This window comes from Paenibacillus sp. PK1-4R (assembly GCF_030369595.1).
In the GTDB taxonomy this organism is placed as follows: domain Bacteria; phylum Bacillota; class Bacilli; order Paenibacillales; family Paenibacillaceae; genus Paenibacillus.
This window is the reverse complement of sequence record NZ_CP126535.1, coordinates 6,334,587-6,357,816: the sequence shown is the minus strand read 5'-3', so window position 1 is coordinate 6,357,816 and position 23,230 is coordinate 6,334,587. Positions and strand designations below refer to the sequence as shown.

Genomic DNA, 23,230 nt, shown 5'->3' with positions numbered 1-23,230 from the left:
TACATGAGCACAACTCTCTACTTCTTAATCTTCGATTCTTTTCTTTTTAAACTTCATTAGGAACTCATACACAATCGGTACGATAACCAGCGTGAGCAGCGTGGAGCTGATCAGACCGCCGATTACAGTGATTCCCAATCCTTTGGAGATGATACCGGCACTCTCTTCGAGACCCGTTACCAGTGGCAACAGTGCACCGATAGTCGCGAGAGCGGTCATCAGAATTGGACGCAGACGAGTTGCACCGGCTTCCAGCAAGGCTTCACGGGTAGGCATACCCTCTTTTTCCTTGTGAATAACACGGTCGATCAACACGATGGCGTTGGTGACCACGATACCGATGAGCATCAGTCCACCCATCATGGCGGAGACATCAAGCGTACCACCAGCGATGAACAGACCTACCATAATACCGATAACCGTAAATGGCAGGGAGAACAGGATTGCGAATGGTGCCAATCCGCCGCCGAATGTAACAACGAGCACGAAGTATACAATGGCGATGGCTGCCAGCATGGCGAGACCCAGTTGAGTGAATGTATCATTAATCTGTTCAGTTGTACCGCCGAACTTCACTTCAACGCCATCAGGCAGATCCAGTTTGTCGATCTCAGCCTGTAAGTTACTCGAAGCTTTCGTTACATCCGAAGCCAAGATGTTGGCTGTAACTTGAACAACAACCTTACCATCAATTTGCATGATGGAGTTCGGGGACGTACCTTCTTCCACTTTGGCAACATCTTTGATCGGAACTTGGATGCCAAGCGGTGAAGTGACGGTTTCATCCTCAATCTCATCAATACTGCTGAATGTTTTATCGTCTGTCTCTACATATACTTTGTACGTTTTATTATCGATATCAACTTCCGTGAGCACAGGACGTTCCCGTGTCGGGCTCAGTGCCATAGCCAGTTGTCCTGCAGTCAGGCCCAAGGAACTTAGTTTCTCCTGATCTGCAACGAGAGTATACTGCCCGTAGGTGTCAGCGAGTGTCGTATCTGCTTTTTCAAAATTATCCTTATCCGCTTCAACCAGTTTCAGAATTTCATCCGATACAGGTTTGAGTTGCTCTACATTATCGCCATAGATGGAGAGGCTCAGTCCGCTGCCACCCAGACCCCCGGACATATCAAGCTCACTCCAGGTTCCTACGCTAACTTCTTTCTTCAGACCTTCTACAAGCTGTTCCTTCACTTGAGTAAAGTCTTTCGTATCTTCGTTATATTCAATATAGAATAGAGCCGAGTTGGAACCACCGCCACCCATACTGCTCAGTGGATTACTTCCGCCGATGGAATATTGCATTTTCTCCAGACCCGGTTGTTCCAGCAACCACTTCTCGGCAACGAGTGCTTCTTTTTCTACATCTTCACGCAAAGCTCCGGTTTGTGGGCTGTACGTAATGGTCACATATTTATCTTGTTGTTCCGGCAAGAAGCTTGCACCGATGAACGGGTACAGGAATAAACTGCCGACCAGCAGGATCACTGCAATACTGACCGTGATGAGTTTGTGAGACAGTGTCCAGTTCAGCAGGCGTTTGTAACCTTCCGCCATTTTGCCTGGTTTTTCTTCATGATTCTGCTTATTCTTCAACCCTTTACGGAACAGGGTATGCGCGAGCATCGGCACAATGGTAATGGCAACGATCAGGGATGCCAGCAAAGCGAATACCATTGTCAGTGCAAATGGTGTGAATAGCTCACCAACCATACCGCTTACCAATGCCAGTGGCAGGAATACAGCAATTGTTACGATGGTGGAAGAAAGAATTGGAATGAACATCTCGCGAGTTGCTTCGCGGACCAGTTCACGGCCTTTCAATCTCTCGCCTTTGAGTGTTAATCTGCGGTAGATGTTCTCGATAACAACGATGGAGTCATCGACAACCCGTCCGATGGCAACCGTCATGGCACCCAGCGTCATCATGTTCAAAGTAATATCCATCATATTGAGCGCAGTCAATGCCATCAGCAAGGAGAGCGGGATCGAGATAATGGAGATAATGGTTGAACGAATATTACGCAGGAAGAGCAGGATGATCAGGATGGCAAACAAGGCGCCAAAAACGGCTTTGCCCAGCATCGTGTTCACCGAGTCCTGAATCGGCTTACCTTGGTCGAGCAGTACAGTCAAATCAGCATTTTTGAACTGCGATTGCAACTCTTCCGCTTTATCTTTGACTGCGTTAACGACATCAACCGTGTTGGCATCGTTGGATTTTACAATGGAAATACCGATCGATTCCTTGCCGTCTGTCCGGGAAATGGATTCCGCTTGACCGATGACTTCGATCTTGGCAATTTCACTTAGTTTTACAGTTGGAATGCCAGGCGCATTGGCAGCGCCTGAAGGACTCCCTACACTGGCATTACCGCCGGCAGCTTGCCCTGCAGCTTGGTCTGTTCCTTGGGCAGAGCCAGGAGCTGTACCTTGACCAGCTTCACCAGTTGGTGCTCCAGAGCCTTGTGGGGCTGCGCTTGCACCATTGCCTGCGGAAGCACCTGCACCGCCAGGTACGACTGGAATGGCAAGGTTTTTCAGATCATCGATGTCGATGATGTTTCCATCTACGACAACGGCTTTCTGGGATTTATCCAGTTCAAACAGTCCAAGGGGCACACGAATGGATGAACCTTGAACGATGCCGTTTACCGTATCTTCGGTCAGGCCCAGCTCGGCCATTTTGGCTTGGTCAAACTTCAATTGAACTTCTTTTACATATTGACCGGACACCTGAACCTGAGCTACACCGTCAATATCTTCGAGTGCAGGCTGAATATCCGATTCAACCAATCGTGTCAATTGCTCCAGGTCACCACCGTCCTTGTCGGACAGGCTTAGAGATACAACCGGGAAAGAGTTAATGCTGAACTTGGAAATGGTCGGCTTCTGCACGCTGTCAGGCAATTGAACTTCATTCAGTGCCTCACGAACGGTTGCAGTTGCGTTGGTCAGATCTGTTCCATAATCAAATTCGAGTGTAATGGATGCTGCATTCTCCATGGAAGTGGAGGTCACCGTCTTCACGCCATCTACATTACGTAGTTTTACTTCCAGCGGCTTCGTGACATCCTCAACAATTCCCTCCGGTGCAGCCCCCGGATCAATGGCAGTGACATTCAGAAACGGTACGTTGATGTTCGGGATTGTCTCTTGTTTCATCGTCAGTCCGCTGTACAGACCTGCAAAAGAGATGATAATTGTCAGAATCCAGATCGCAAACTTGTTGTTCAGTGAAAAATTAATAATACCTTTCATACGATGGTTTCTTCTCCTCTCTGTTTCTCCTGTTTATATGTGTGACGAGTCAGCCTGGATAAACCGGCTATACTTGGCATCCAGACTGTGCTTAAGCTCAGAGTGCAAAGGTTTGATGGCAGATACGCTCTCCAAATTGTGCATCATGCCGAGAATGATGGCACGCCGAGGCGTGAATTCCATCATCTCCTGTCTGAGAATGGCGATAGTTTCGAGCACATCATTCTTTGTTTGCCCTGCGGGCAGTTCGGAACCAGCGATATCCTGCATTTGCTTGATGATGTGAATGGGATGACGCATCACAGTGGAGTCTGTGTTTGGATCACTATTCCATGCGGGCCAGTCTTCCAACAAAATCAAAGGCGCAGGGCGCTGATCGAGCAATCCGTAAGCTGCATAATCAATCATTTGCAGCATATTGGTTGCCATTTTGGAGACGGTAAGGGAAGGCATTTCGGTAAACCAGATCTTAACGTAGGAGAGGAACATACCCTGTATGAGCAAAATAAGATCTATCGTATAGGGTTCAATCTCCGGTCCGTACATATCTTCCAGTTTGTCCTTGAAACCGTGTAGGGTAAGGATCTCCAGATCTTTATGCTGCGGGCTGCATTTTTCCTTGCGATGTGGCTCATCATTCATCATCATGCTTTGCATCTGTACACGCAAAAATTCCTTTAGCTCGGACACATGGCCCAGCAGTGTCTCAATCTGTTTGTGTGAACGTTCTCTCGGAGTAAGGTCAGCTTCATGTTCGATCTGGGATAGTTCGTCTATGAGCGTAAATAAGCAGTACTCCATCGTGCTGTCTTCCAATTCCTCTTTGGATTTGAATATAAGGTAAAGGCTTCCCTTAGACATCCCGCATATCTCTGCAATCTCCTGCATGGAGGTTGCGGCACTGCCTTTTTCCGAGAATAGCTTGAGTGCTGTAGTAATGATGAGTTTTTTCTTCTCATTCATCTCATGTATAGGGTTCATTAACGATACTTTCACCTCATCAGGGAACTTATGAGTTCTTGAATTGACTCTAGGGTCAAACTTAGTATAAACGATCTGGTTGAAGGAATTCAAATGGGAGTAAATTGGAAAATTAGAGCGGAGAAAAGAGGTTGATCAAATGAAAGTAGAGACGGCAAGTAACAAGGTGTAGCTTGTATGTACGTTATGGATAAGGTATCAAGAATGGATAAGTTAGTTTACTCCGGCAAAGGCGTACAAGGCGAGTATAATAATGGCGACAAAAGCGATGAGATAGAAGAGGGCTATGCCGATCAGAAGGGTATACCCTGTATAAGAACCCATGCGTGCCAATAATTTTTTCATGATTACGACATCCTTTCTTACGTAGCAGATTGTAGAGAGGTTCCCTATTTATATCATATCCCAAAAAAGACGACTTCCTGATCGAAGTCGTCTTTTTATATTACAGAATTTAATAGATATCATAATGGAGGCTAAGAATTACACGATAACGTAGATTGCAGAACCAACTTGAAGAAACGAAGTGTTCGCCTTTATCACCAGATTTATCCCTCTTTAAAGGGAATCAAAGAAATCTGGGGATAACAGCGATCGGAAAGTGGTACTGCAATCGGAGATATAAAGTGTAATTCAGTTGTTCCGTTATGTGATCAGTTTCAGACCAACGGCTGCCACCAAAATCATCGCGATAAACAGGATACGCTTCGCTTCTTTCCGTTCACCGAACAGGAACATGCCTGTTAACGTACTGCCGACCGTCCCGATCCCCGTCCACACGGCATACGCTGTGCCCATGGGAATGGACGTCATGGCGTAGGACAACAGCGAGAAGCTGAACACAAACGACACCAGCATAAGTACGATGTATGGCCATCCTTTCTTGGTGGAAGCACCATTAATACCGATTACACCGAAAATTTCACATATCCCTGCACCTACAATTGCCATCCAAGCCATTACGCTGCACCTCCTTGGGCTTCTTGCTGATCCGTAACCAGCTTCAGTCCGATTACGCCGCAGAGCAGCAGCCCGATGAGCAATACTTTGGCCAAGCGGAACGGTTCACCGAACAGTACCATTTCCGTAAGGACGGTACCCGCCGTACCAATTCCCGTAAAGACGGCATACACCGTACCCACAGGCAGTCTTTTGGAAGCGGCAATGATCAGTCCAAAGCTGATCACGATGGCAATCCCCGTTAAAGTCCACTCCCAGGCATTCGAGGCATGTTTCAGCCCGCTTACCCAGACAATCTCAATAATTCCACCGATAAATACATATAACCAGTTGCGGTTCATGTTGTTAAATCTCCTTTCGGCACAACGCTTTGTGCCTCTTCGTTCAAATGATGAATGCCATGCCAAAAGACAGGCCAGGATGCTTCCAACCGTCTCTTGTACCGACGTGAGCTTCCATAGATAATTTCCACGGTAATGCCGTCGAGGAACGTCATAAATGCAATGGCGGCTTGTTCCGCGGGAAGGGGCGGTATATCTCCATTACGCATTGCCCGTTGCAGCAGACGATTCAGTGCACGTTCCATGCCATCGATAAACGGATACACCTGATCCATCACTTCGCCATACAGAGAAAGGGGTGGGTAAAAACAATTACGCAACATCAATCGAGCCGAAGCATGGGCATTGTATTCTTGTTCGAACCAGATCAACAAGCCTTTCAGCCTCTGCTCCAATGGCAGATCCGCATGATCGCGGAAATATTCCAGTGTGTGCCGTTTTACCTCGTGAAAAGCAAAGGCCAGAGTGTGCAAAAACAAGTCATCCTTGCAGCTAAAATGTGCATATATGGACGGTTTTTTAATCCCGACTTCATCAGCAATAGCTCTCAGAGAAGCTCCCTCATAGCCATCTCTCGCAAAATGGAACAGGGCAGCATCCCGAATGGATTGTGCAGTCATTCAATCACCTTCCTAACGGTCGTTAGGTAATTATGTTTTCACACTTCACATCGCCTGTCAAGATGAAAATATCCGCCTGCACAGTAGAGTACAGGCGGATATAACAGGTATGAATGTGGTTTTTGATCAAAAGGTCGTAAGACCCAGAATCAGCTGCAGCTTATATAGGATACCTTTCAAAAACGTAGTCTTCTCCTGAAACTCATCCAGGTTTAGCGTAAACTCCGCATCATCATTATTCCAAATACGCTCGAAATAATTCGCGATATCAAGCGTGAACTTATTGTCTGGAGGAGCAGAAATCCATAAATCATTCTCCAAATTGTAGTCATTCATGTTTCGGGGTGTGAAATTAGTTGAACCTCCCAGGACAATATGATCACCGGTTGCTTTGGCAAGATAGATCATCTTGGTATGGTATTGCTCCTTGGTGGTGTTATACCAGCGGATCTGAATTTTACCGTCGGATTTATCATGCAATTCAGCAGCGACAGGACGGTTCGGAATGCCGATCTTTTCCTGACCAAAGGCATTTTCATTTGGATCAAGTACAAGCCGGATCTCGGTTCCTCGTTTTGCGGCTTCCAGCAGGGCTTCCAATACTTTTGGAGAGGCCACATAGAACATGCCCATCCATAAGGTGTCACCTTTGCCAGCCTGATTGATCTCATGGAGTACAGCGTCATTCACTTTGCCTTCCGTTAAATAGCGTATTCGTATATCTCCCGTGTTTGTATTCGTGGAAGGGGCTGTGTAGGCAGGAACCTGACCTCCGCCTGAGATGTCGAGAACCGCTTGCTCTGACTGAAGAATATCGCCAATGATTGGACCTGTTACTTCAAATGCAATGTTCGAGTGGTAGGCACTCGCATCATGAATATTGCCAGAAGAGACAATGGCCTTCTTCTCACTAACAACAACTTTGCGATGATTGGCCTTCACATTGAGCAGCTTGAGATAGGAACGTACAGTTACATCTGGACCATCGGTGGCCATCAGGTTTTTGATCCAGCCATCTCCAGATTGGCCAAACCATTGGAAGAAGGTCCGCCAGACCGCAGAGTATACTGGAGTTGAATCACGCAAAGGGTCCACATCCGTGATGACCACATGAATGCCTGCCTGTTTCATTTGTTCCAGCAACGGATTGGGTGCTGAGTTATAGTTGGTATTTACTTCATCTGTAATAAACCAGATGTCCATATCAGGATGTTGATTTTTTTTGGCGACCAGCGCTTTGGTGAATTCAGTACTCACGGGAGGAAAGTTCTGTCCCTTGTGCTGATAATTATTGAACAGGAACATATCCACCAGGACAAACTGCTCTGCTTCCTCCACAATTTGCATCATGCGCTGGAAAATCTGCTGTTCGTGCTCCATCTGTCCGTCGGAGGAAGGATAAGTGAGGTCATGCAGGAACTCGACTTGATCCACACGATACTCCGGACTTTCGTAGGAAATGCCCGTTGGTAATGGTTTGTAGGTCTGATAGAGCATGACGGCGATGAGCCATAGGACTAATAGGACGATTCCTGTGCGTATGTATGGAAATTTGCCGCGTGAAGATTGGCGGTCTGAAGATTGGCGGTGTAATGAGACCAACGGTGGACTCCCCCTTCTGTAACTTGCTGACTTCTATTACCACACGGATGATAACGTTGACGCAGGAGAACCCGCCAGCATAAGGAATGTAGCAGTAAAATGCATATGGCAAAATTGGCAGTATGCAATCGACAGGTGTCTGAGCGTTGTGTATAATGAGTGTATTATTTTTGTAGAATGTTAGGGTTTTTATATGCCTGACAAGGACGGGGAACCAATGATATAACCTTTGAAATCTGGACATTTAGGAAAGAAAGTGGGTAATAAGGTGTATTCCATCAAACAAGTCGCTGCCATGCTCGGTATCCCGACGGTGACGCTCCGGGCTTGGGAGAATCGGTATAGTGCGGTCACCCCTGAGCGGACGGAATCGGGTTATCGAATGTATACCGAAGAGAATGTTGCGGATCTGCGCTGGTTGAAAGAACAGGTTGAGCTACATCAGACCAATATTTCGGAAGCGGTACGGATGTTGAAAGTAAACAAATTAAATCCGCCCGAGGCTGTGCCCACGCCGATCATGGCTCCGGTGCCTACGATGGAAGAAGCCTACGCACGCATGGCAGATCAGATCTATGACTCGCTCTACAACTTTCAGGGCGAACGTGCCAATGGTTTGATTGATTTTGGGTTCACCATGTATGGGTATGACTCGATGTTCTATCATGTGTTGGTGCCCATTCTGGTTCGGGTTGGAGATGCATGGGAGCAAGGCAGGGCTTCGGTGGCTCAGGAACACTTCATGACACAGCTGATTTCACAGCGGTTTTATCAGTTTTTCCATCTGTTCCCGATCTATCCGCATCTGCCCAAAGTTCTGGCGTTGTGTCCGGAAGGGGAGCACCATCAGGTTGGATTGCTGCTGTTCTCTCTCTTTATGCGTAAAAATGGAGCGGAAGTATTGTATCTCGGTGCGAACACGCCAGAAGAAGGCATCTTCCCGATTATTCGGGAGCAAAAGATCAAGTTGGTCTGCCTTTCAATCACAAGCCCAGGGCTTCTTGAACGGTGTGATCAGCTTATAGAGCGAATTAAAAACGAGTTTCCACATATTCGCTTCGTACTTGGTGGAAAGGGCTATGAGCGTGCAGAGCATGCACGTTATCCGCAATGGATTATGCCAGAGGATTCAGCGGATTGGCAGTCATGGATAGAACGTGAGTATCTCGCAAATCGACCAACTGGTGCGAGGTTTGGACAGGCAAATAACTAAACATAATCTCAAATGATATGAATAGGTTAGTGAATACAGGACATCCTTTGACGAAAGTGATCAAGGGATGTTTTTTGTTTTTATAAATGGAGTATTCTCGTATTTTGACCGACGGGTCATTTTTTGGTTTACAAGGTCGTATAATATTTGTATTATATTTGTATAATGTTTTTGCTAGTTACCGCTTAAAGTGTTCTTGGGCGGTTTAATAATAGGTTAGGGGCTAGAGAACTATAGGAATTCCCTACATAGAAAGGTGAGTGGCATGATACCGAATCAACAACGCAAACGTGCAGCTGTCATTGGCGCAGGTCCGGGTGGACTTGCAGCAGCGATGTTATTGTCCGGTCAGGGGTACGAGGTAGATGTGTATGAGAAACAGCCAGTCATCGGGGGGCGTTCTGCCAGATTGGAACTGGGTGAATATCGATTCGACCGGGGTGCTACATTTTTGATGATGCCCCAGCTGATTGAAGAGATGTTCGACGTGGTGGGACGTAAGTTATCCGATTATGTGCATATGAAAGAGTTAACCCCACTGTACTCACTGAACTTTGGTGATAAGGTGTTCATGCCTTCTCGTAATCGGGAAGATACAGCTGCACAGATTAAGAAATTGTTCCCGGGCAATGAAGACAATTACCTTCGGTTCATGCAAGAAGAGGAAGTGAAGTTTGGCAAAGTCATGCCTTTGCTCCGTCGTCCTTTTGGCAAGCTGACTGACTATTTACGCAAGGATGCGGTAACAGCTCTACCCAAGCTTGATGTCCACAATACAGTCTATGGAATCTTGTCCCGCTATTTTACAGATGAGCGTCTACGCTGGGCATTTACATTCCAATCCAAATACCTTGGCATGTCTGCTTGGGATTGTCCGGGCACCTTTACCATACTATCGTTTATTGAGCATCACTACGGATTGTTCCACCCCATTGGCGGCGTGAATCGGATCTTTCAGGCCATGGCTGATGTCGTGGAAGAATACGGAGGACGAATACATACTTCCACCCCGGTGAAACAGGTCATCGTTCGCAATGGTCGTGCAGAAGGTGTGTTGCTTGAGAACGGTGAACGCATCGAAGCAGACCATGTGGTGGTGAACGCCGACTTCGCACATGCGGTGAATCATCTGTTCGAACCGGGCGTACTTAAGAAATATACCCCTGAGAAAATGAAACGCAAAAAGTATTCCTGCTCTACAGCAATGCTGTATCTGGGTGTGGATGGTGAGGTGGACCTGCTGCATCACTCGATCTATTTTCCCGAGGACTACCGGTTGAACGTTGATGAGATTACGAAGCATAAAATGTTATCAGCCGATCCATCTCTATATATTCATAACCCTTCCAGACTTGATTCGACGCTGGCACCGGAAGGGAAATCTGCTTTATATGTTCTCATGCCTACGCCTAACCTTACCGCAGACATTGATTGGGAGGCAGAACGGGAGAATGTGCAAGAGGCCATGATGAAACGCATGGAAGGCATTCCTGAGCTGGCAGACATACGCAGTCGCATTGAAGAATGTATGCTGTTCACTCCACTTGATTGGGAGACTGAACTGGATGTGTATCGCGGAGCAACGTTTAATATGGCACATAATCTGGGTCAGATGATGTACTTGCGTCCCCATAACGAGTTTGAAGAGTTGAAAAGTGTATGGCTGGTAGGCGGCGGAACACATCCGGGCAGCGGGTTGCCCACGATCTTCGAATCGGCACGGATCAGTGTGAGACTGATTCAGGAAGAGGACGCGCGCACACGCTCCAAACCTTCCTCGTATGTGAAGACGGCAGAAGCTGGAGGACATTCATGAAGCGGGCCGCTATTGTAGGCGCAGGGATTGGCGGACTTACTTCTGCACTGTTATTGAACCGTCAGGGATGGGATGTCACCGTGTATGAACGGGGTTCCCGCGTTGGCGGACGAATTGGGTATGAGCAGGAAGGGGAGTACAGGATCGATCAGGGGCCAACCATTGTGCTTCTGCCTGAGATGTTACTTGGTATATTGGAGGAAGCAGGCGTAGATCGTTCGAAGATTGAGTTACTTCGCTGTGATCCGCTATACAGAGTGCATTACCACAGTGGTCGGGTCATGACCAAGATGACGTCACGTGAAGAGCAGACGGCGGAGATTGAACGTTTGTTCCCGGGAGAAAGCCGGGGATTCACACGATTCATGAAAGATATGGACACGTTGTTTCCGGCAGGCCGGGCAGCGTTCCTGGAAAGGGCTTTTCCGCGCAAAAGGGATTTCTTCACACCATCTCTCATGTCACTCATGGGCAGATTGCGTGCACACAAAAGTGTCCGGAAAGCGGTAGGTGATTATTTTCAGCACGAGGAATTGCTTGACGCTTATTCTCTGCAAAGTCTGTATATCGGTGGATCACCGTTCGGGACCCCTGGCATCTATTCCCTTTTGCCTTATGCAGAGCATGAATATGGAATCTGGATGGTCAAAGGCGGATATGCAGCATTACCGGCCATTCTGGAACAGGAGCTGACATCGCGTGGTGGGCGTGTTGTGCTGAATTCGGAAGTTACCGGGCTCACGATTAAAAATGGTGTATGTGAAAGTATAGAAACGGCAGCAGGCGCAGAAAATGTGGATGCAGTTATCTACAATGGTGATTTCCCCCATCTATCAGGTTTGCTTGGACAGTCACCAGAGGTAGCGCGCAAAAGAAAGCCGTATCGTCCCTCCTCCGGATGTGTACTGCTCTATGTGGGCGTAGATAAAACCTGGGAAGATGCAACGACACACCAGTTCTTCCTGCCACCGAGTCTTGAAGGTAGTTTGCAGGAAGTCTTCAATCAGCGACGCATTCCGGCAAAGCCCTCATTTTACGTATTTAATCCGGTCGCATTGGATGAAACTGCAGCGCCTCAAGGACAGAGTGTTTTGTATTTCCTCATTCCCGTACCAGATGCCTCAGGTGTCGACTGGGATCAGGAGAGCGAAGCATTGGCAGAACGGGTACTGGTAGAAGCGGAGCAACGAGGATTCCCGGGACTTCGTGCAGCGATCAAGTGGAAAAAGGTACGTACACCCGCTGACGCAGAGCGAGACGGTCTCTATGGGGGCGGAAGCTTCGGTATAGCACCTGTATTGTTCCAGTCCGGTGTATACCGACCACAACCGAAACCATTCCCTAATATAAAGGGATTATATGCCGCAGGAGCATCTGTACATCCAGGTGGCGGAGTGCCGATTGTGATGCAGAGTGCACGTATGGCCGTCAATCAACTCATGAAGGAGATGGGAACATGAATGAAGCGATTTTGAGCAGGTGTGAAGAGTTGATGCAAAAGGGTTCTTCCTCTTTTTATCAGGCCTTTAGAGGGCTGCCTAGTCCACGTCGGGAAGCGGTATATGTCATTTATGCCTTCTGCCGCATGATTGATGACAGTGTAGACGAGCCGGAACATTCGCCCTATACGATTCACGAGATCCATGACTTGTTTGATCGGCTAGAGGAAGCGGAAGGACACTTTATCTGGCCAGCACTGAGATGGTTGTTCAGCAGTTTTCCTCATCTGGATAAGGGGCCATTTTTCCGCCAGATGGAAGGGCAGCTCACAGATCTTAAAGTAACGCATTATGCAACGATGCAGGAACTGGAGCATTATTGTTATCTGGTGGCCGGAACCGTAGGGGAGATGTTGTTGCCTGTATTGCGGGATGATAACGGCGCAGAAGTAGCCATGAACGGGATTGCTTTGGGTAAAGGGATGCAGATCGTTAATATAATTCGGGATGTTGGTGAAGATCGGGCCAGAGTACGCCGGTATGTTCCGCTGGAGATCATGGAGAAGCATGGTTACACCGAGCAGGACTTTGAAGACGGGGTCGTGGACGAACGCTTTATTGCCATTGTTCATGAATTAAAAGCTGCAGCATTGAACTGGTTCCGTATTGGCATGGATCGTCTGGAGACGTACCCAACGGAAAGTGCGTTTTCCATCGAGCTGGCAGCAGCCTTTTACTCCACCATTCTACACGCGGTTGAACGCAACGACTATGACGTATATACCAAACGGGCATATGTTAGCGATGAATTGAAACTGGAGATGCTGGGTGCGATTGTGAAACGTTACCCGATGCTGGCCTATCAAGCCTCCCGAACGGCGGTATCCTGATGATCCAGTGGCTTTACTGGGCGTGGTATGTCATTGGAGCAACCTTGATGCTAACGATCGGCGTGCCGGACGTATTGTCCTTTTCCAATGGTTTATTCTTAATCTTCTATGCGTTGTATGTGCTGGATCTGATCTATCAAGGGCGAAATCGGACAGGTCTGTCCGACCAGTCAGTCATCTGGCTGAAGCCCGGACTCTGGATTTCCTCTGTGATCATCTGGCTTGGAGGTATGGGCGTAGAGTGGGTAGGAGTGCATACGCACTGGCCTTTTGGTGAGTATGCTTACTCAGACTTCTTCGGGATTCATATGTTCAGTGTGCCAGTTACGCTGGGTTTTGCCTGGATCGCAGTGGTTGGTAACTCGGCGCTGTTAAGTGGTGGCGGTTCAACCTGGACTGGCAAATTGCTTCGAGCAGTGAAGACCGGGTTCTGGGCAATTGTACTCGACCTGGTACTCGACCCTGTTGCACATGCGAGAGGATTCTGGGAGTGGCAGGCTCCAGGTGGTTTCTACGGTGTTCCGTGGACCAATTACATAAGCTGGTTTATCATGGGTGCATTCCTGTCCCTCTTCCTTCCGGCCATGCCTAAGGACCGTAGCTCATTGCTGCGTGCAAAATGGCTGTATCAGCTGTTTATTCTTCTGTTCGGCCTGCTTGCTCTAAAGGAAGGGATTACAGGCAGCTTTATCATCGCCATTGCTGGTGTGCTTCTTGCCGAAGGGAGCTGGCTATATGATTCGCGCCGTAAAATCAAAATCGTTTAATCATATTTTTGCCTTATACAATCATTATTATCTGCTACGTCGGCGCTTCCGCTCCTTCACGCTCACAGGGTCACTGGACCCGCAGGTGGACATCAGGGACAACTCCCCGATTGAACCGACTCGTCCGGTGATCTATTTCATGAACCACAGTTCCTGGTGGGATGGTCTGCTGCTCTATCATGCGTCCAGGCAGACATCGCGGGGAGATCATTATGTGATGATGGAGGAGCAGCAGCTTCAGCAATATGCTTTTTTTCGTAAATTGGGTGCGTATTCAATCAATAAGGAGAGTGCATCCGGTATTCGGACCTCTCTACAGTACACCAGTGAACTGCTGGATTCGGGCAAAAGGGTCTGGATTTTTCCCCAAGGAGAAATATTACATCAGGAGGCCAGACCGATTCGGTTCCGTCCAGGCATTGGATTGTTGCTTCGTCGCTCTCCGAATGCCATCGCCGTACCGGTAACCTTGTGCCATGGGATGGTTCAGCATGATCTACCGGAAATATCGATGCAGGCAGGCCCGCCTGTGATGGAAGACTGGAAGGCGTTCAAGAGTGAAGAGATTGCCGCCAGACTCGGCGATGTGCTGGAACAGCAGTTAGACGATCATAGATCAGAGCTTATACGGATGGGGCAGGGAAGTTTGCCAGATGCGCTTCCGCTGATTCGTCATGTACGTTCGACAAGTGAAAAATACGATGCGGCACGAAAGCGGGTGAACCGTTAGCATGAATGCATCTGAAATCTTCTGGACTGTGCTTACAAGCATATTGGGTATCCAGTTGCTGTTCGCTCTATGGAATGTCTCCTGTCTGCCCAAAGTACGTTCATTCCGAGCAGACCGAATACAACCACCAGACCTGCTGGTTTCGGTGCTGATTCCAGCCAGAAATGAAAGACTACATATCGAAGGATGTCTGGAAAGTGTACTCGCGAGCGAGACGTCGGGATTCCGGATGGAAGTGCTGGTGCTGGATGATCGCTCCGAAGATGAGACAGCGGCCATGGTACAAGCGATTGCGGATCGCGATGCACGTGTGCGTCTGCTGCATGGCGTCGATCTTCCCGAGGGCTGGATGGGGAAATCCCATGCGTGTCACAGGCTGGTTCAGGAGGCCAAGGGAGAATGGTTTATGTTTGTGGATGCGGATGTGCGTCTGGAGCCAAGTGCCATTCGGCAGACTCTCGCGGCAGGATGTGAGCAGAGCGGGGGTCTGGTAACGGGTTTTCCTTATCAGGTAACAAAGACATGGATGGAAAAGCTTGTTGTGCCCATGATGGTCTTCACCATCATCAGTCATCTGCCCATTTTTATGATACGCAGATCATCCAGTCCGATGTTTGTGGCCGCTACGGGGGCTTTTTTGCTGATTCATCGCTCCAGTTACGAAGCATCCGGCGGTCATGCTGCCATTCAGGCGCATCTGGTGGATGACATGAGTCTCGCCAAAGCAGTCAAGCGTGCAGGCCATCCGGTGATGCTGACCGATGTGCATGACGTAACAAATACCCGCATGTATCAGAACGGGGCAGAAGTATGGAACGGATATAAGAAAAATATGTACGAAGGTATGGGACGTAAAGACGTACTGCTGCTTGGCACGATGTTCATGTATACACTGATGTATATTGTGCCCCCGCTAGGCTTGATTATTGGAATTATGATGGGTAGTTCGGTGTCCATTCTGTATGGATTGATAGGAACATTACTTGGTATGGCTGTGAAAAGAGTAGCGGATCATGCTGGCGGACAACCCTGGTGGCTTGCCTTTCTGCAACCGGTCAGCATGGCCTGTGTCATTGCCATCGGACTTGCTTCCTGGCAGGCAGGCCGCTCCGGCAAGGGGTATGTATGGAAAGGTAGGCGGTACAGTTGAGAGGTAACGTCATTATTATCGGAGCAGGATTCGGAGGTCTGTCGTGTGCGATACGACTGGCTTCACAAGGTGTGCAGGTAACCATTCTGGAACGGCAGCAACACGTAGGTGGCAAGCTGCAGCAGATTGAGCGGGACGGGTATCATTTTGACCGGGGACCGAGCACAATCACGATGCCATCCACCTTTCGTTCAGTCTTCGACCATGCGGGAGTAGCAATGGAAGATTACGTACAGTTATATGAGTTAGAGCCCCGCACGCGTAATATATTCGCAGATGGCACAGTGGTAGATTTGTCAGGCAATCGCGGGTGGATGAAGGAGCAGATCGCGGCGTACAGTCCGGAGGATGCGGCCCGTTATGATGCGTTTATGGATGAGTCTGCTGCACTGTATGCGGAAGCCAATCGTCATTTTCTGGGTAAGTTGTTGCTGTCGCCCTCTGACAAGTACAATCTTCAGATGTTGCGCAGCCTGCTCCGCGTACGGCCAACGGTGAAGCTGGATAAGTTGCTGCGTTCGTATTTCCAACATCCGAATACGCTGGCTATGTTCGGACGGTACGCGACCTATGTGGGATCATCGCCGTATCAATCGCCTTCTATCTTTGCCATGATGGGTCATGTGGAAGCAGAGGTGGGCATCTACGGAGTCAAAGGTGGAACCTATCAACTGATCGAAGGAATGACTCGTCTGGCACAGGAAAAAGGCGTACAAATTATTACTGGCACAGAGGTCCGGCAGATTGTTGTTCGGAATGGCAAAGTGGCTGGCGTGGATACGGATCAAGGTTTCCGGGAAGCCGACCAGGTGGTTGCCAATGGAGATGTGCTTAGCGTGAATCGACTGCTGCTCGCACCGGAACTTCGGAAAGAGATGAGCGATGCTCGCATACGGAAGTATGAGCCATCCATTTCGGGATTTGTGACGCTGGCGGGTGTGCGAAGACAATATGATGCACTGTTGCATCATACGGTTTTCTTCCCGGAACGTTATGAACCGGAGTTCGACCATATTTTCCGTGAACGTAAAATGCCTGCTGATCCCACAATCTACATCTGTTATTCCGGTTATTCGGAAGCAGGCATGGCCCCGGCGGGAGCCAGTAACCTATTCATTCTAGTCAATGCCCCCTACTTGTCGGATTCGTGGAATTGGGAGCTGCAGACGGAACGTTACGGTGCGTTTGTACTGGAACGATTGGAGGCGCGAGGAATTACCGGGTTGAACCAATCTGATGTGCTGATCCGATACACGCCGCGAGATATCGAACGGGATACCTTGGCGCATCAAGGTTCAATCTACGGTATCTCGTCCAACTCCGTGAAGCAGACCTTTATGCGTCCGGGCAACCGAAGCAAAGATGTACAAGGACTCTGGTACGTCGGCGGAACGACACATCCAGGCGGCGGAACCCCGATTGTGACGTTGTCCGGACAGCTTGTTGGTGAGCAATTGGCATCGGAAATCTTGAGATAAGTTTGTTGTGTGGGATGATGGAGTGGAAGTGCATTCTGTTGATCCACACCTATGTGCGTCGTCTGTGCTAATTAACTTTGAAGATGCCACGGATGATCCGTGCTTTTGCGTAGGTATAAAATAGTGGTGCTCCGAGATTTAAGTGAGACATTTGGTGTCGGGGCATCCTTTCAATAGATGGTTTGGAACGTTATACTGGATAGAGTTGAGCTGCAATGCTTATAGGATTAATGTTTTGTCTTTTACAAAAGACGTCTATACATAGAAGCAAGGAACGGGCAGGTTATCCTGTCGATCCGCACGATTCTCACATAGGAGGTCTCATCATGAATGAACAAGAGCGAGCCGGCGAACGGCTGCTTCCCGAAGTGGCTACGGGAGAACGGAAGCTGGAACACGTGCGCCTCTGTCTTGAGGAGAATGTGGCAGGAGAAGGGGTAACCAGCGGTATGGAGCGGTTTGCTTTTCGCCATCACCCACTGCCGGAACTGGATTTTGAAGAGTTGCATCTGGAGACTTCGTTTATTGGCAAAAAAGTACGTACACCCTTGCTCATCAGTTCGATGACGGGTGGAAGCAAAACAACGGGCGCCATCAATGAGCGCCTCGCTCGAGTAGCAAACGCCAGAGGCTGGGCGCTTGGCGTAGGTTCGATCCGGGCTGCCGTGGAACAGCCAGAACTGGCAAGTACCTTCGATGTGCGGCGCTGGGCACCGGACATCCCGGTCATTGCCAACCTGGGCGCGGTGCAGCTGAACTATGGTTTCACAACAGCTGACTTCCAACGTGCAGTAGATATTGCGGGGGCGGACATGCTTGTCCTTCATCTGAACACGTTGCAGGAAGTTTTCCAGCCGGAAGGCAACACCAACTTTAGCGGATTATTTCAGCGGATTGAGAACTTGTGTCGCGAGCTAGAAGTACCTGTTGGCGTGAAAGAAGTAGGTTTTGGCATCGATGGTGTGACGGCTCAACGCCTATATGAAGCGGGTGTCGCGTTTATCGATGTAGCCGGCGCTGGAGGTACAAGCTGGGTACAGGTGGAGAAGTACCGCAACAATAACCCGGTACGCCGGGCAGCTGCTGAAGCTTTTGCCGACTGGGGCATTCCCACAGCGGAGTGTATTCAGGAAGTACGAGCGCTGAACCCAGAGGGCGCTCTGATTGGTAGTGGTGGACTGCACACTGGCGTGGATGCGGCCAAAGCCCTAGCGCTCGGGGCGGACCTGGCTGGTTTTGGCCGATCGCTGCTCGAATCCGCAGTAGCGTCCGATGATGCGCTGAATGAGCGTTTGGAACAGGTCGAATTCGAGTTGCGTACCGTGATGTTTGGCATTGGGGCTGGGCGGATTGAAGATTTGAAGCAGACGTCACGTCTGGTGGAACGGCGTTAGATAAAACGAGAGATGACGTCTTTCTGAACAGCTTTGACTTGTGAGAGTATACGCTGGGTCTGATGGAGCAACTTCCGCTAACGAACCTGTAACACCTTATATGGCCATTTAGGCGTTAGTTGGGAATTTAACGAATCTCACACACGCTAATGAGATAGAAAACTGCGATTTGCAGCGGATGACGCCAAAGAAAGAGTAAATAACGAGTCTATAGTTCGTTAGATTTTCAAAACGCAGGAAAAATGCTGAATAGTGTCTCTTGGGTTCGTTAGACTGTGAGGAAAACGTGGAAATGTTCATTGAATGGACTTGGCACTTCAACTTTGGACTGCGACAAGTCAATTGATTAATATTGGTGTATTACTTTTAGCATGTCGATAATCAACGGCATGCTTTTTTGTAATGTATAACAAGATGAAGATTTAATTCAAAGTAAAATTTATTATTGTTTGTTAATACATTACACATTATGATTGATGAGTCTTAAGGAATGGTTTTTAATAATTTTATAGGCACGAAGACTCACTAACAATTAAGGAAAGGATGGATTGACTCACGACTAGAAGTTAAAATTTTGAAATTATAAGTATATATTTAAGTTTTACATATCCAAAGTAATAAAGCAGGTTTGTTAAGATCATACATATGAGATATGAGGCATTAAACACAATTTCCTTAGAGGTGATACTTACATGAAGTTCAAGAACTTATTAATTTTCATGCTAGTTATTAATTTATTGTTGGTTAATATACTGATTTCAGGAGTAGGGACAGAAGTAGCTCATGCGAATGACGAGCCTCGTACAGATAAAATAACTACGGAGTCTTCCAAGTCGAATGATAACTCTGTCGACTTGTCTGAGAGAAACACTTCTATATTGTCTACATCGTCTGAAACGATAAGTGATACCAAGACTAAGTCATATTTGCCGAAACCTAACGTAACGGTAACCACATCGGAGGACTCCATAACGTTAAATTGGGATGAAATCCCTGGAGCGGTAGAATATGCAGTCACGGTTAATCGAGATGGCAGAGGTGTGGGGCAACTGAGAACATACACAATAACAAGAGCGATACCTGAATATACATATAGGATCACGGTTCTTGCTTTTGACGGGGAGAAGTATGGAGAACAAGAATTACTCTTTATTAGATTAAAGGAGCCAGCACCAATTTATGACGATGCCGGAAGAATCGATTTTACGGGGAAACGGTCAGGTAAATTAGATAATGTAAAAGATGGTTTCACTTATGTAAACTGGGGACTTGTGAACGCCAATACAATCAGTTTGTTCTACAAACTAGAGGGAATTGCTCAGGCGGAAGTGTACGTCAATGATGTTAAAAGTACAAAATTGACAAGCCAAGTGAGTTCAAGTGCTCATATTAGTGGTCTGAAACCAGGAGAGAAAAATGTAATCCGATTAGCTTGGACGAGTATTGTAGATCCGTCTCAGATTAGTTCATTAGAGTTTATTATCACAACTCCAGCTCCAGATGCTTATACATTAGGAGATATGAAGGCGGAATTTGGATCAATCGTTGATCTCAAGCAATTCGGTAAATGGTACCTTGTTGATGATCAAACATTAATCTCCCAAGATACAGTATCAAAATATATCGATATACAGGGTGAGGCTGCAACGTGGAGAGTGGATACGTACTCTAAGTTCATAGATAGTGTTGGCTATGGTTTAAGTAGAATAAATGGTGATAAACAGTCCCCTTTTTATACGAAATGGTGGACAGTGAATGCATTTGATAATGGTGAGTATAGTTATGGTTATTCATCTCCTGTGGGGCTAGTTACCAAGGAAGATTTGGAAAAATATACAGGAATTGTTCTGAGTGGCCCAAAGGAACCTAATCGGATGATCCCTAGCCTTGCTTTGGGTAATCCCAGTACATATGAAAGTGCACTTGGGAAATCCGAGAATAAGGGATTTGTTTTTACAGAGAATGCGTCCGATTCAAATACATTTCCAAATAACCACATGAACCCTGTCGATGCAGGCACGGTACAAAACTTCAAATATAAAGCCTTCTTAAAAAATAATGTGGAATTTAAAGGACAGGGGACTCCTGAAGATCCTTACGTTATTCCGACCCTAGCTGACGGGGAGCCGGTGATCACAAAACTCGACAAACCTAGATATTACTACTCGGGTCCTGGCGGTAACAATGGTATTCAGTTGAAGTGGTACGCTGTGGAAGGTGCTGAACAATATATACTCAAGCGTGGTTCCATAATCCTTTATGAGGGTCCGCTTGTAGAATATATAGACGAAGGTGTGAATTTTAATGCTGTCACTACGTATACATTAGTAGCTCGCAAAGGCGAAATTTACAGTGAGGAAACGAAGTACACCATCGGAAATGTACCTCATATTCCATATCCACCAGATTTCCGAGCAGAAGCACTGAATTCCACCAAAGTTAGACTTACGTGGAGCAAGGTAGACCATGCAGTAGAGTATGTGATCACCCGTAATGATCAGCCTTTGGCGGTAACCAAGTCAACTTTATACGAGGATGTAAATGTAACACCTGACACCACATACATCTATAAAGTGGTTGGCAGGGACGGAGACAACGAAGGTTCAGCTGCAGTTAAAAGTGTGAAAATTCCTAAAGTGACTGAGGACGAGGCACCGAAAGGCCAAATTAACATCAGAGTCAATCGAGTGTACGATAATAGAGTGGACCTACAATGGAATCTGGTGGAGGGCGCAACCCAGTATGAGATCTACCAGGATCAAGTGAGTAAAGTATGGTCAGGTCATTCAAATACGATGATCGCATACACGCTCCAACCAGGAAGAACATATACCTATCGGGTTGTAGCGAGTAACAAATACGGAAAGGTTGAATCTAGTACAATCGAAGTGCAGACGGCGGGCATACCTCAACCGATGAATGTGGCTCCAATGAATGCCTCAAACGCAACGATTGCCTTTGAATATCAACCTATTGAAGGAGCAGTTCATTACGTTGAACGTAATCCACAAACGAAGTACGAACCTCTAGGAAACGGTGTTTACCGTAAGACGTATTTGAATACTGCCACTGGAGAAACACGTGATGAGGGTATGGTGACTGCTGTGAACGGTAAGTTGCAGTTTAGTGAAGTGGGCGTCGAACGAAATAAATATTATGAGTATAATGTCATCGCTGTTCGTGTCAGACCTGATGGATCAGAAGAGGTCATTGGCAAACAGACGGTTGCTGTAACAACTCCAGCAGATGGAAGTGGTGCAACGGTATATGGATATAATTATCCTATTCCTCCTTACCATAATGTTAATAATACCCCTATCCCTAGTGTGGTTACGGGGGAAAACGACAGCATTACAATTGATACTCAAGTTGTGGGTTCGAATGGAGAAGTGAAAAATCCTGCAAGTGTTACTTTTAGAGATATAGAAAAGAGTTATGCGAAGGAAGCTATTATCTACTTGGCACAGAAGGGAATTGTCAAAGGCTATTCCGATGGTTCGTTTGGTGGACATCAAAAAGTGACGAGAGCCGAATTTGCAATCTTCTTACAACGAGCCCTTGGATATAATTCTGTGGTTCCTTATATTAATGAATTCAACGATGTTCAATCTAACTCTTGGTACTATTCGGAGATAACTCCTGCATTACAACAAGGTATACTTAAAGGATTCAATGATGGTTCGCTTAGACCGAATGTGGACGTTACGAGAGAAGAAGCATCAAGTATGATTGAGAACGTAATGAAAAAACAAGGTTATGTATTATCATCATTCACACTTTACGATGACAACCAAATGATTTCCAATTGGGCTAGAAATAGTATCAGTCTTGTAACTCAAGAATCTGTTATGAAAGGATACCCCGATCGGAAGTTTATGCCTAAAAAGCAGCTAACCCGACAGGAGGCTGCAATGATAATCTATAACCTATTGCATAGCAAGAAGTAAAAGGCCCGAAAAGTTCTTTTTACTAACTAATAACGGTGATAAACGATGTTGAAATAAAATAGGACCCTAACATGCAATCTTCCTAAAGGGAGATTGCATGTTTATTTGATGATTGACTGATCTACCTTTTACATACATTCATCTTTCACGGTGATATTCCCATTGGTTACAGTAACGTAGGAATTGCCTGACAAGTATTCCGTATAACCGCAAACCATTTTGTTATAGGTTTTGCCGCGGCTGTCCGTAAACGCCAAGGAGATGGCGCCCTCGCCGGAAAGTTTCAGCCGTGGGGCGAATTTCACGTTTGTTCCGCTGGGAATATCCTTATCAAATACGTAGGTGGAGCCACTCTCGTTGTTGTTAGATGAGTTGTCGCCTTGGACTAGGCTAGCCTGAATATTGGTGAGATCATAGTCGGACTGGTTGTGGATCGTGATCCTTAAATGGCGAAAGGGATCGACTGCATTCAGCAAGCTCTTAAAGGCGATGATGCCTATGACGAGTACGATGGCGGACATGATAATAATTTTCTTTTTTGAGAATCGGCGACGTGTGTTCAATGTGATCCACTCCTTTCCTTCATGAGGTATAAACGATGGGAAGAGATCAAAAGTTATAATTAAAATGGATAAATATGA

General features: G+C 47.2%; 18 protein-coding genes. 10 read left to right on the top strand and 8 right to left on the bottom strand.

Annotated features, from left to right (window positions below; all coding sequences use genetic code 11):
• Positions 1–24 precede the first annotated feature (24 nt).
• The 7 genes from QNO02_RS27665 to QNO02_RS27635 form a co-directional block, all read right to left on the bottom strand.
• Positions 25–3,261 carry an efflux RND transporter permease subunit gene (locus QNO02_RS27665; protein ID WP_289390528.1) on the bottom strand — a complete coding sequence of 1,079 codons (3,237 nt, stop codon included), beginning with the start codon at positions 3,259–3,261 and terminating at the stop codon, positions 25–27.
• Positions 3,262–3,294: 33 nt separating this feature from the next.
• A complete protein-coding gene (locus QNO02_RS27660; RefSeq protein WP_124116559.1) occupies positions 3,295–4,242 on the bottom strand; it encodes a TetR/AcrR family transcriptional regulator in 948 nt (315 codons plus the stop codon).
• Between the two features lie 213 nt (positions 4,243–4,455).
• A complete protein-coding gene (locus QNO02_RS27655) occupies positions 4,456–4,587 on the bottom strand; it encodes a hypothetical protein (protein ID WP_256332384.1) in 132 nt (43 codons plus the stop codon).
• 300 nt (positions 4,588–4,887) lie between these two features.
• Positions 4,888–5,202, bottom strand: coding sequence for a DMT family transporter (locus QNO02_RS27650; protein WP_017691901.1), 315 nt, complete (start codon positions 5,200–5,202; stop codon positions 4,888–4,890).
• On the bottom strand, positions 5,202–5,543 hold the full coding sequence (locus QNO02_RS27645; protein WP_091036235.1) for a DMT family transporter: 342 nt from the start codon (positions 5,541–5,543) through the stop codon (positions 5,202–5,204). Before QNO02_RS27645 ends, QNO02_RS27650 begins: the two co-directional genes overlap by 1 nt.
• The gene (locus QNO02_RS27640; protein ID WP_091036238.1) at positions 5,540–6,163 is read right to left on the bottom strand and encodes a TetR/AcrR family transcriptional regulator; all 624 of its coding nucleotides are present in this window, start codon (positions 6,161–6,163) and stop codon (positions 5,540–5,542) included. Before QNO02_RS27640 ends, QNO02_RS27645 begins: the two co-directional genes overlap by 4 nt.
• Positions 6,164–6,289: 126 nt before the next feature.
• Complete coding sequence (locus QNO02_RS27635; protein ID WP_289390527.1) at positions 6,290–7,765, bottom strand: phospholipase D family protein; 1,476 nt, start codon at positions 7,763–7,765, stop codon at positions 6,290–6,292.
• A 268-nt stretch (positions 7,766–8,033) separates the two neighbouring features.
• On the opposite strand from QNO02_RS27635, the gene QNO02_RS27630 reads away from it, so the two are divergent.
• The 10 genes from QNO02_RS27630 to QNO02_RS27585 all read left to right on the top strand — a co-directional run bounded on the left by QNO02_RS27630 (position 8,034) and on the right by QNO02_RS27585 (position 22,589).
• Positions 8,034–8,978 carry a MerR family transcriptional regulator gene (locus QNO02_RS27630; protein WP_091036242.1) on the top strand — a complete coding sequence of 315 codons (945 nt, stop codon included), beginning with the start codon at positions 8,034–8,036 and terminating at the stop codon, positions 8,976–8,978.
• Positions 8,979–9,243: 265 nt separating this feature from the next.
• The gene (locus QNO02_RS27625; protein ID WP_289390526.1) at positions 9,244–10,794 is read left to right on the top strand and encodes a phytoene desaturase family protein; all 1,551 of its coding nucleotides are present in this window, start codon (positions 9,244–9,246) and stop codon (positions 10,792–10,794) included.
• Positions 10,791–12,254, top strand: a complete 1,464-nt coding sequence (locus tag QNO02_RS27620) for a phytoene desaturase family protein (RefSeq protein ID WP_289390525.1) — start codon at positions 10,791–10,793, stop codon at positions 12,252–12,254. Before QNO02_RS27625 ends, QNO02_RS27620 begins: the two co-directional genes overlap by 4 nt.
• On the top strand, positions 12,251–13,123 hold the full coding sequence (locus QNO02_RS27615) for a phytoene/squalene synthase family protein (protein WP_091036253.1): 873 nt from the start codon (positions 12,251–12,253) through the stop codon (positions 13,121–13,123). Before QNO02_RS27620 ends, QNO02_RS27615 begins: the two co-directional genes overlap by 4 nt.
• Positions 13,123–13,890: a carotenoid biosynthesis protein gene (locus QNO02_RS27610; protein WP_289390524.1), complete on the top strand. Its 768-nt coding sequence runs from the start codon at positions 13,123–13,125 to the stop codon at positions 13,888–13,890. Before QNO02_RS27615 ends, QNO02_RS27610 begins: the two co-directional genes overlap by 1 nt.
• Positions 13,859–14,620, top strand: a complete 762-nt coding sequence (locus tag QNO02_RS27605) for a lysophospholipid acyltransferase family protein (RefSeq protein WP_289390523.1) — start codon at positions 13,859–13,861, stop codon at positions 14,618–14,620. The genes QNO02_RS27610 and QNO02_RS27605 overlap by 32 nt, the downstream gene beginning before the upstream one ends.
• A gap of 1 nt (position 14,621) precedes the next feature.
• On the top strand, positions 14,622–15,770 hold the full coding sequence (locus QNO02_RS27600; protein WP_289390522.1) for a glycosyltransferase family 2 protein: 1,149 nt from the start codon (positions 14,622–14,624) through the stop codon (positions 15,768–15,770).
• Positions 15,767–17,248 carry a phytoene desaturase family protein gene (locus QNO02_RS27595; RefSeq protein WP_289390521.1) on the top strand — a complete coding sequence of 494 codons (1,482 nt, stop codon included), beginning with the start codon at positions 15,767–15,769 and terminating at the stop codon, positions 17,246–17,248. The genes QNO02_RS27600 and QNO02_RS27595 overlap by 4 nt, the downstream gene beginning before the upstream one ends.
• Positions 17,249–17,574: 326 nt before the next feature.
• Positions 17,575–18,642 carry a type 2 isopentenyl-diphosphate Delta-isomerase gene (fni, locus tag QNO02_RS27590; protein WP_289390520.1) on the top strand — a complete coding sequence of 356 codons (1,068 nt, stop codon included), beginning with the start codon at positions 17,575–17,577 and terminating at the stop codon, positions 18,640–18,642.
• A gap of 692 nt (positions 18,643–19,334) precedes the next feature.
• Entirely contained in the window at positions 19,335–22,589 is a 3,255-nt protein-coding gene (locus QNO02_RS27585) for an S-layer homology domain-containing protein (protein ID WP_289390519.1), read from the top strand.
• Positions 22,590–22,717: 128 nt separating this feature from the next.
• Here the strand turns inward: QNO02_RS27585 and QNO02_RS27580 are convergent, their stop codons facing one another.
• Entirely contained in the window at positions 22,718–23,152 is a 435-nt protein-coding gene (locus tag QNO02_RS27580) for a hypothetical protein (RefSeq protein ID WP_289390518.1), read from the bottom strand.
• Positions 23,153–23,230 lie beyond the last annotated feature (78 nt).

Coding starts and splice junctions, on each gene's coding strand:
- QNO02_RS27600 (WP_289390522.1), top strand. CDS start 14,622: ATGAATGCATCTGAAATCTTCTGGACTGTGCTTACAAGCATATTGGGT.
- QNO02_RS27620 (WP_289390525.1), top strand. CDS start 10,791: ATGAAGCGGGCCGCTATTGTAGGCGCAGGGATTGGCGGACTTACTTCT.
- QNO02_RS27645 (WP_091036235.1), bottom strand. CDS start 5,543: ATGAACCGCAACTGGTTATATGTATTTATCGGTGGAATTATTGAGATT.
- QNO02_RS27610 (WP_289390524.1), top strand. CDS start 13,123: ATGATCCAGTGGCTTTACTGGGCGTGGTATGTCATTGGAGCAACCTTG.
- QNO02_RS27585 (WP_289390519.1), top strand. CDS start 19,335: ATGAAGTTCAAGAACTTATTAATTTTCATGCTAGTTATTAATTTATTG.
- QNO02_RS27655 (WP_256332384.1), bottom strand. CDS start 4,587: ATGAAAAAATTATTGGCACGCATGGGTTCTTATACAGGGTATACCCTT.
- QNO02_RS27650 (WP_017691901.1), bottom strand. CDS start 5,202: ATGGCTTGGATGGCAATTGTAGGTGCAGGGATATGTGAAATTTTCGGT.
- QNO02_RS27605 (WP_289390523.1), top strand. CDS start 13,859: ATGATTCGCGCCGTAAAATCAAAATCGTTTAATCATATTTTTGCCTTA.
- QNO02_RS27660 (WP_124116559.1), bottom strand. CDS start 4,242: ATGAACCCTATACATGAGATGAATGAGAAGAAAAAACTCATCATTACT.
- fni (WP_289390520.1), top strand. CDS start 17,575: ATGAATGAACAAGAGCGAGCCGGCGAACGGCTGCTTCCCGAAGTGGCT.
- QNO02_RS27640 (WP_091036238.1), bottom strand. CDS start 6,163: ATGACTGCACAATCCATTCGGGATGCTGCCCTGTTCCATTTTGCGAGA.
- QNO02_RS27665 (WP_289390528.1), bottom strand. CDS start 3,261: ATGAAAGGTATTATTAATTTTTCACTGAACAACAAGTTTGCGATCTGG.
- QNO02_RS27625 (WP_289390526.1), top strand. CDS start 9,244: ATGATACCGAATCAACAACGCAAACGTGCAGCTGTCATTGGCGCAGGT.
- QNO02_RS27615 (WP_091036253.1), top strand. CDS start 12,251: ATGAATGAAGCGATTTTGAGCAGGTGTGAAGAGTTGATGCAAAAGGGT.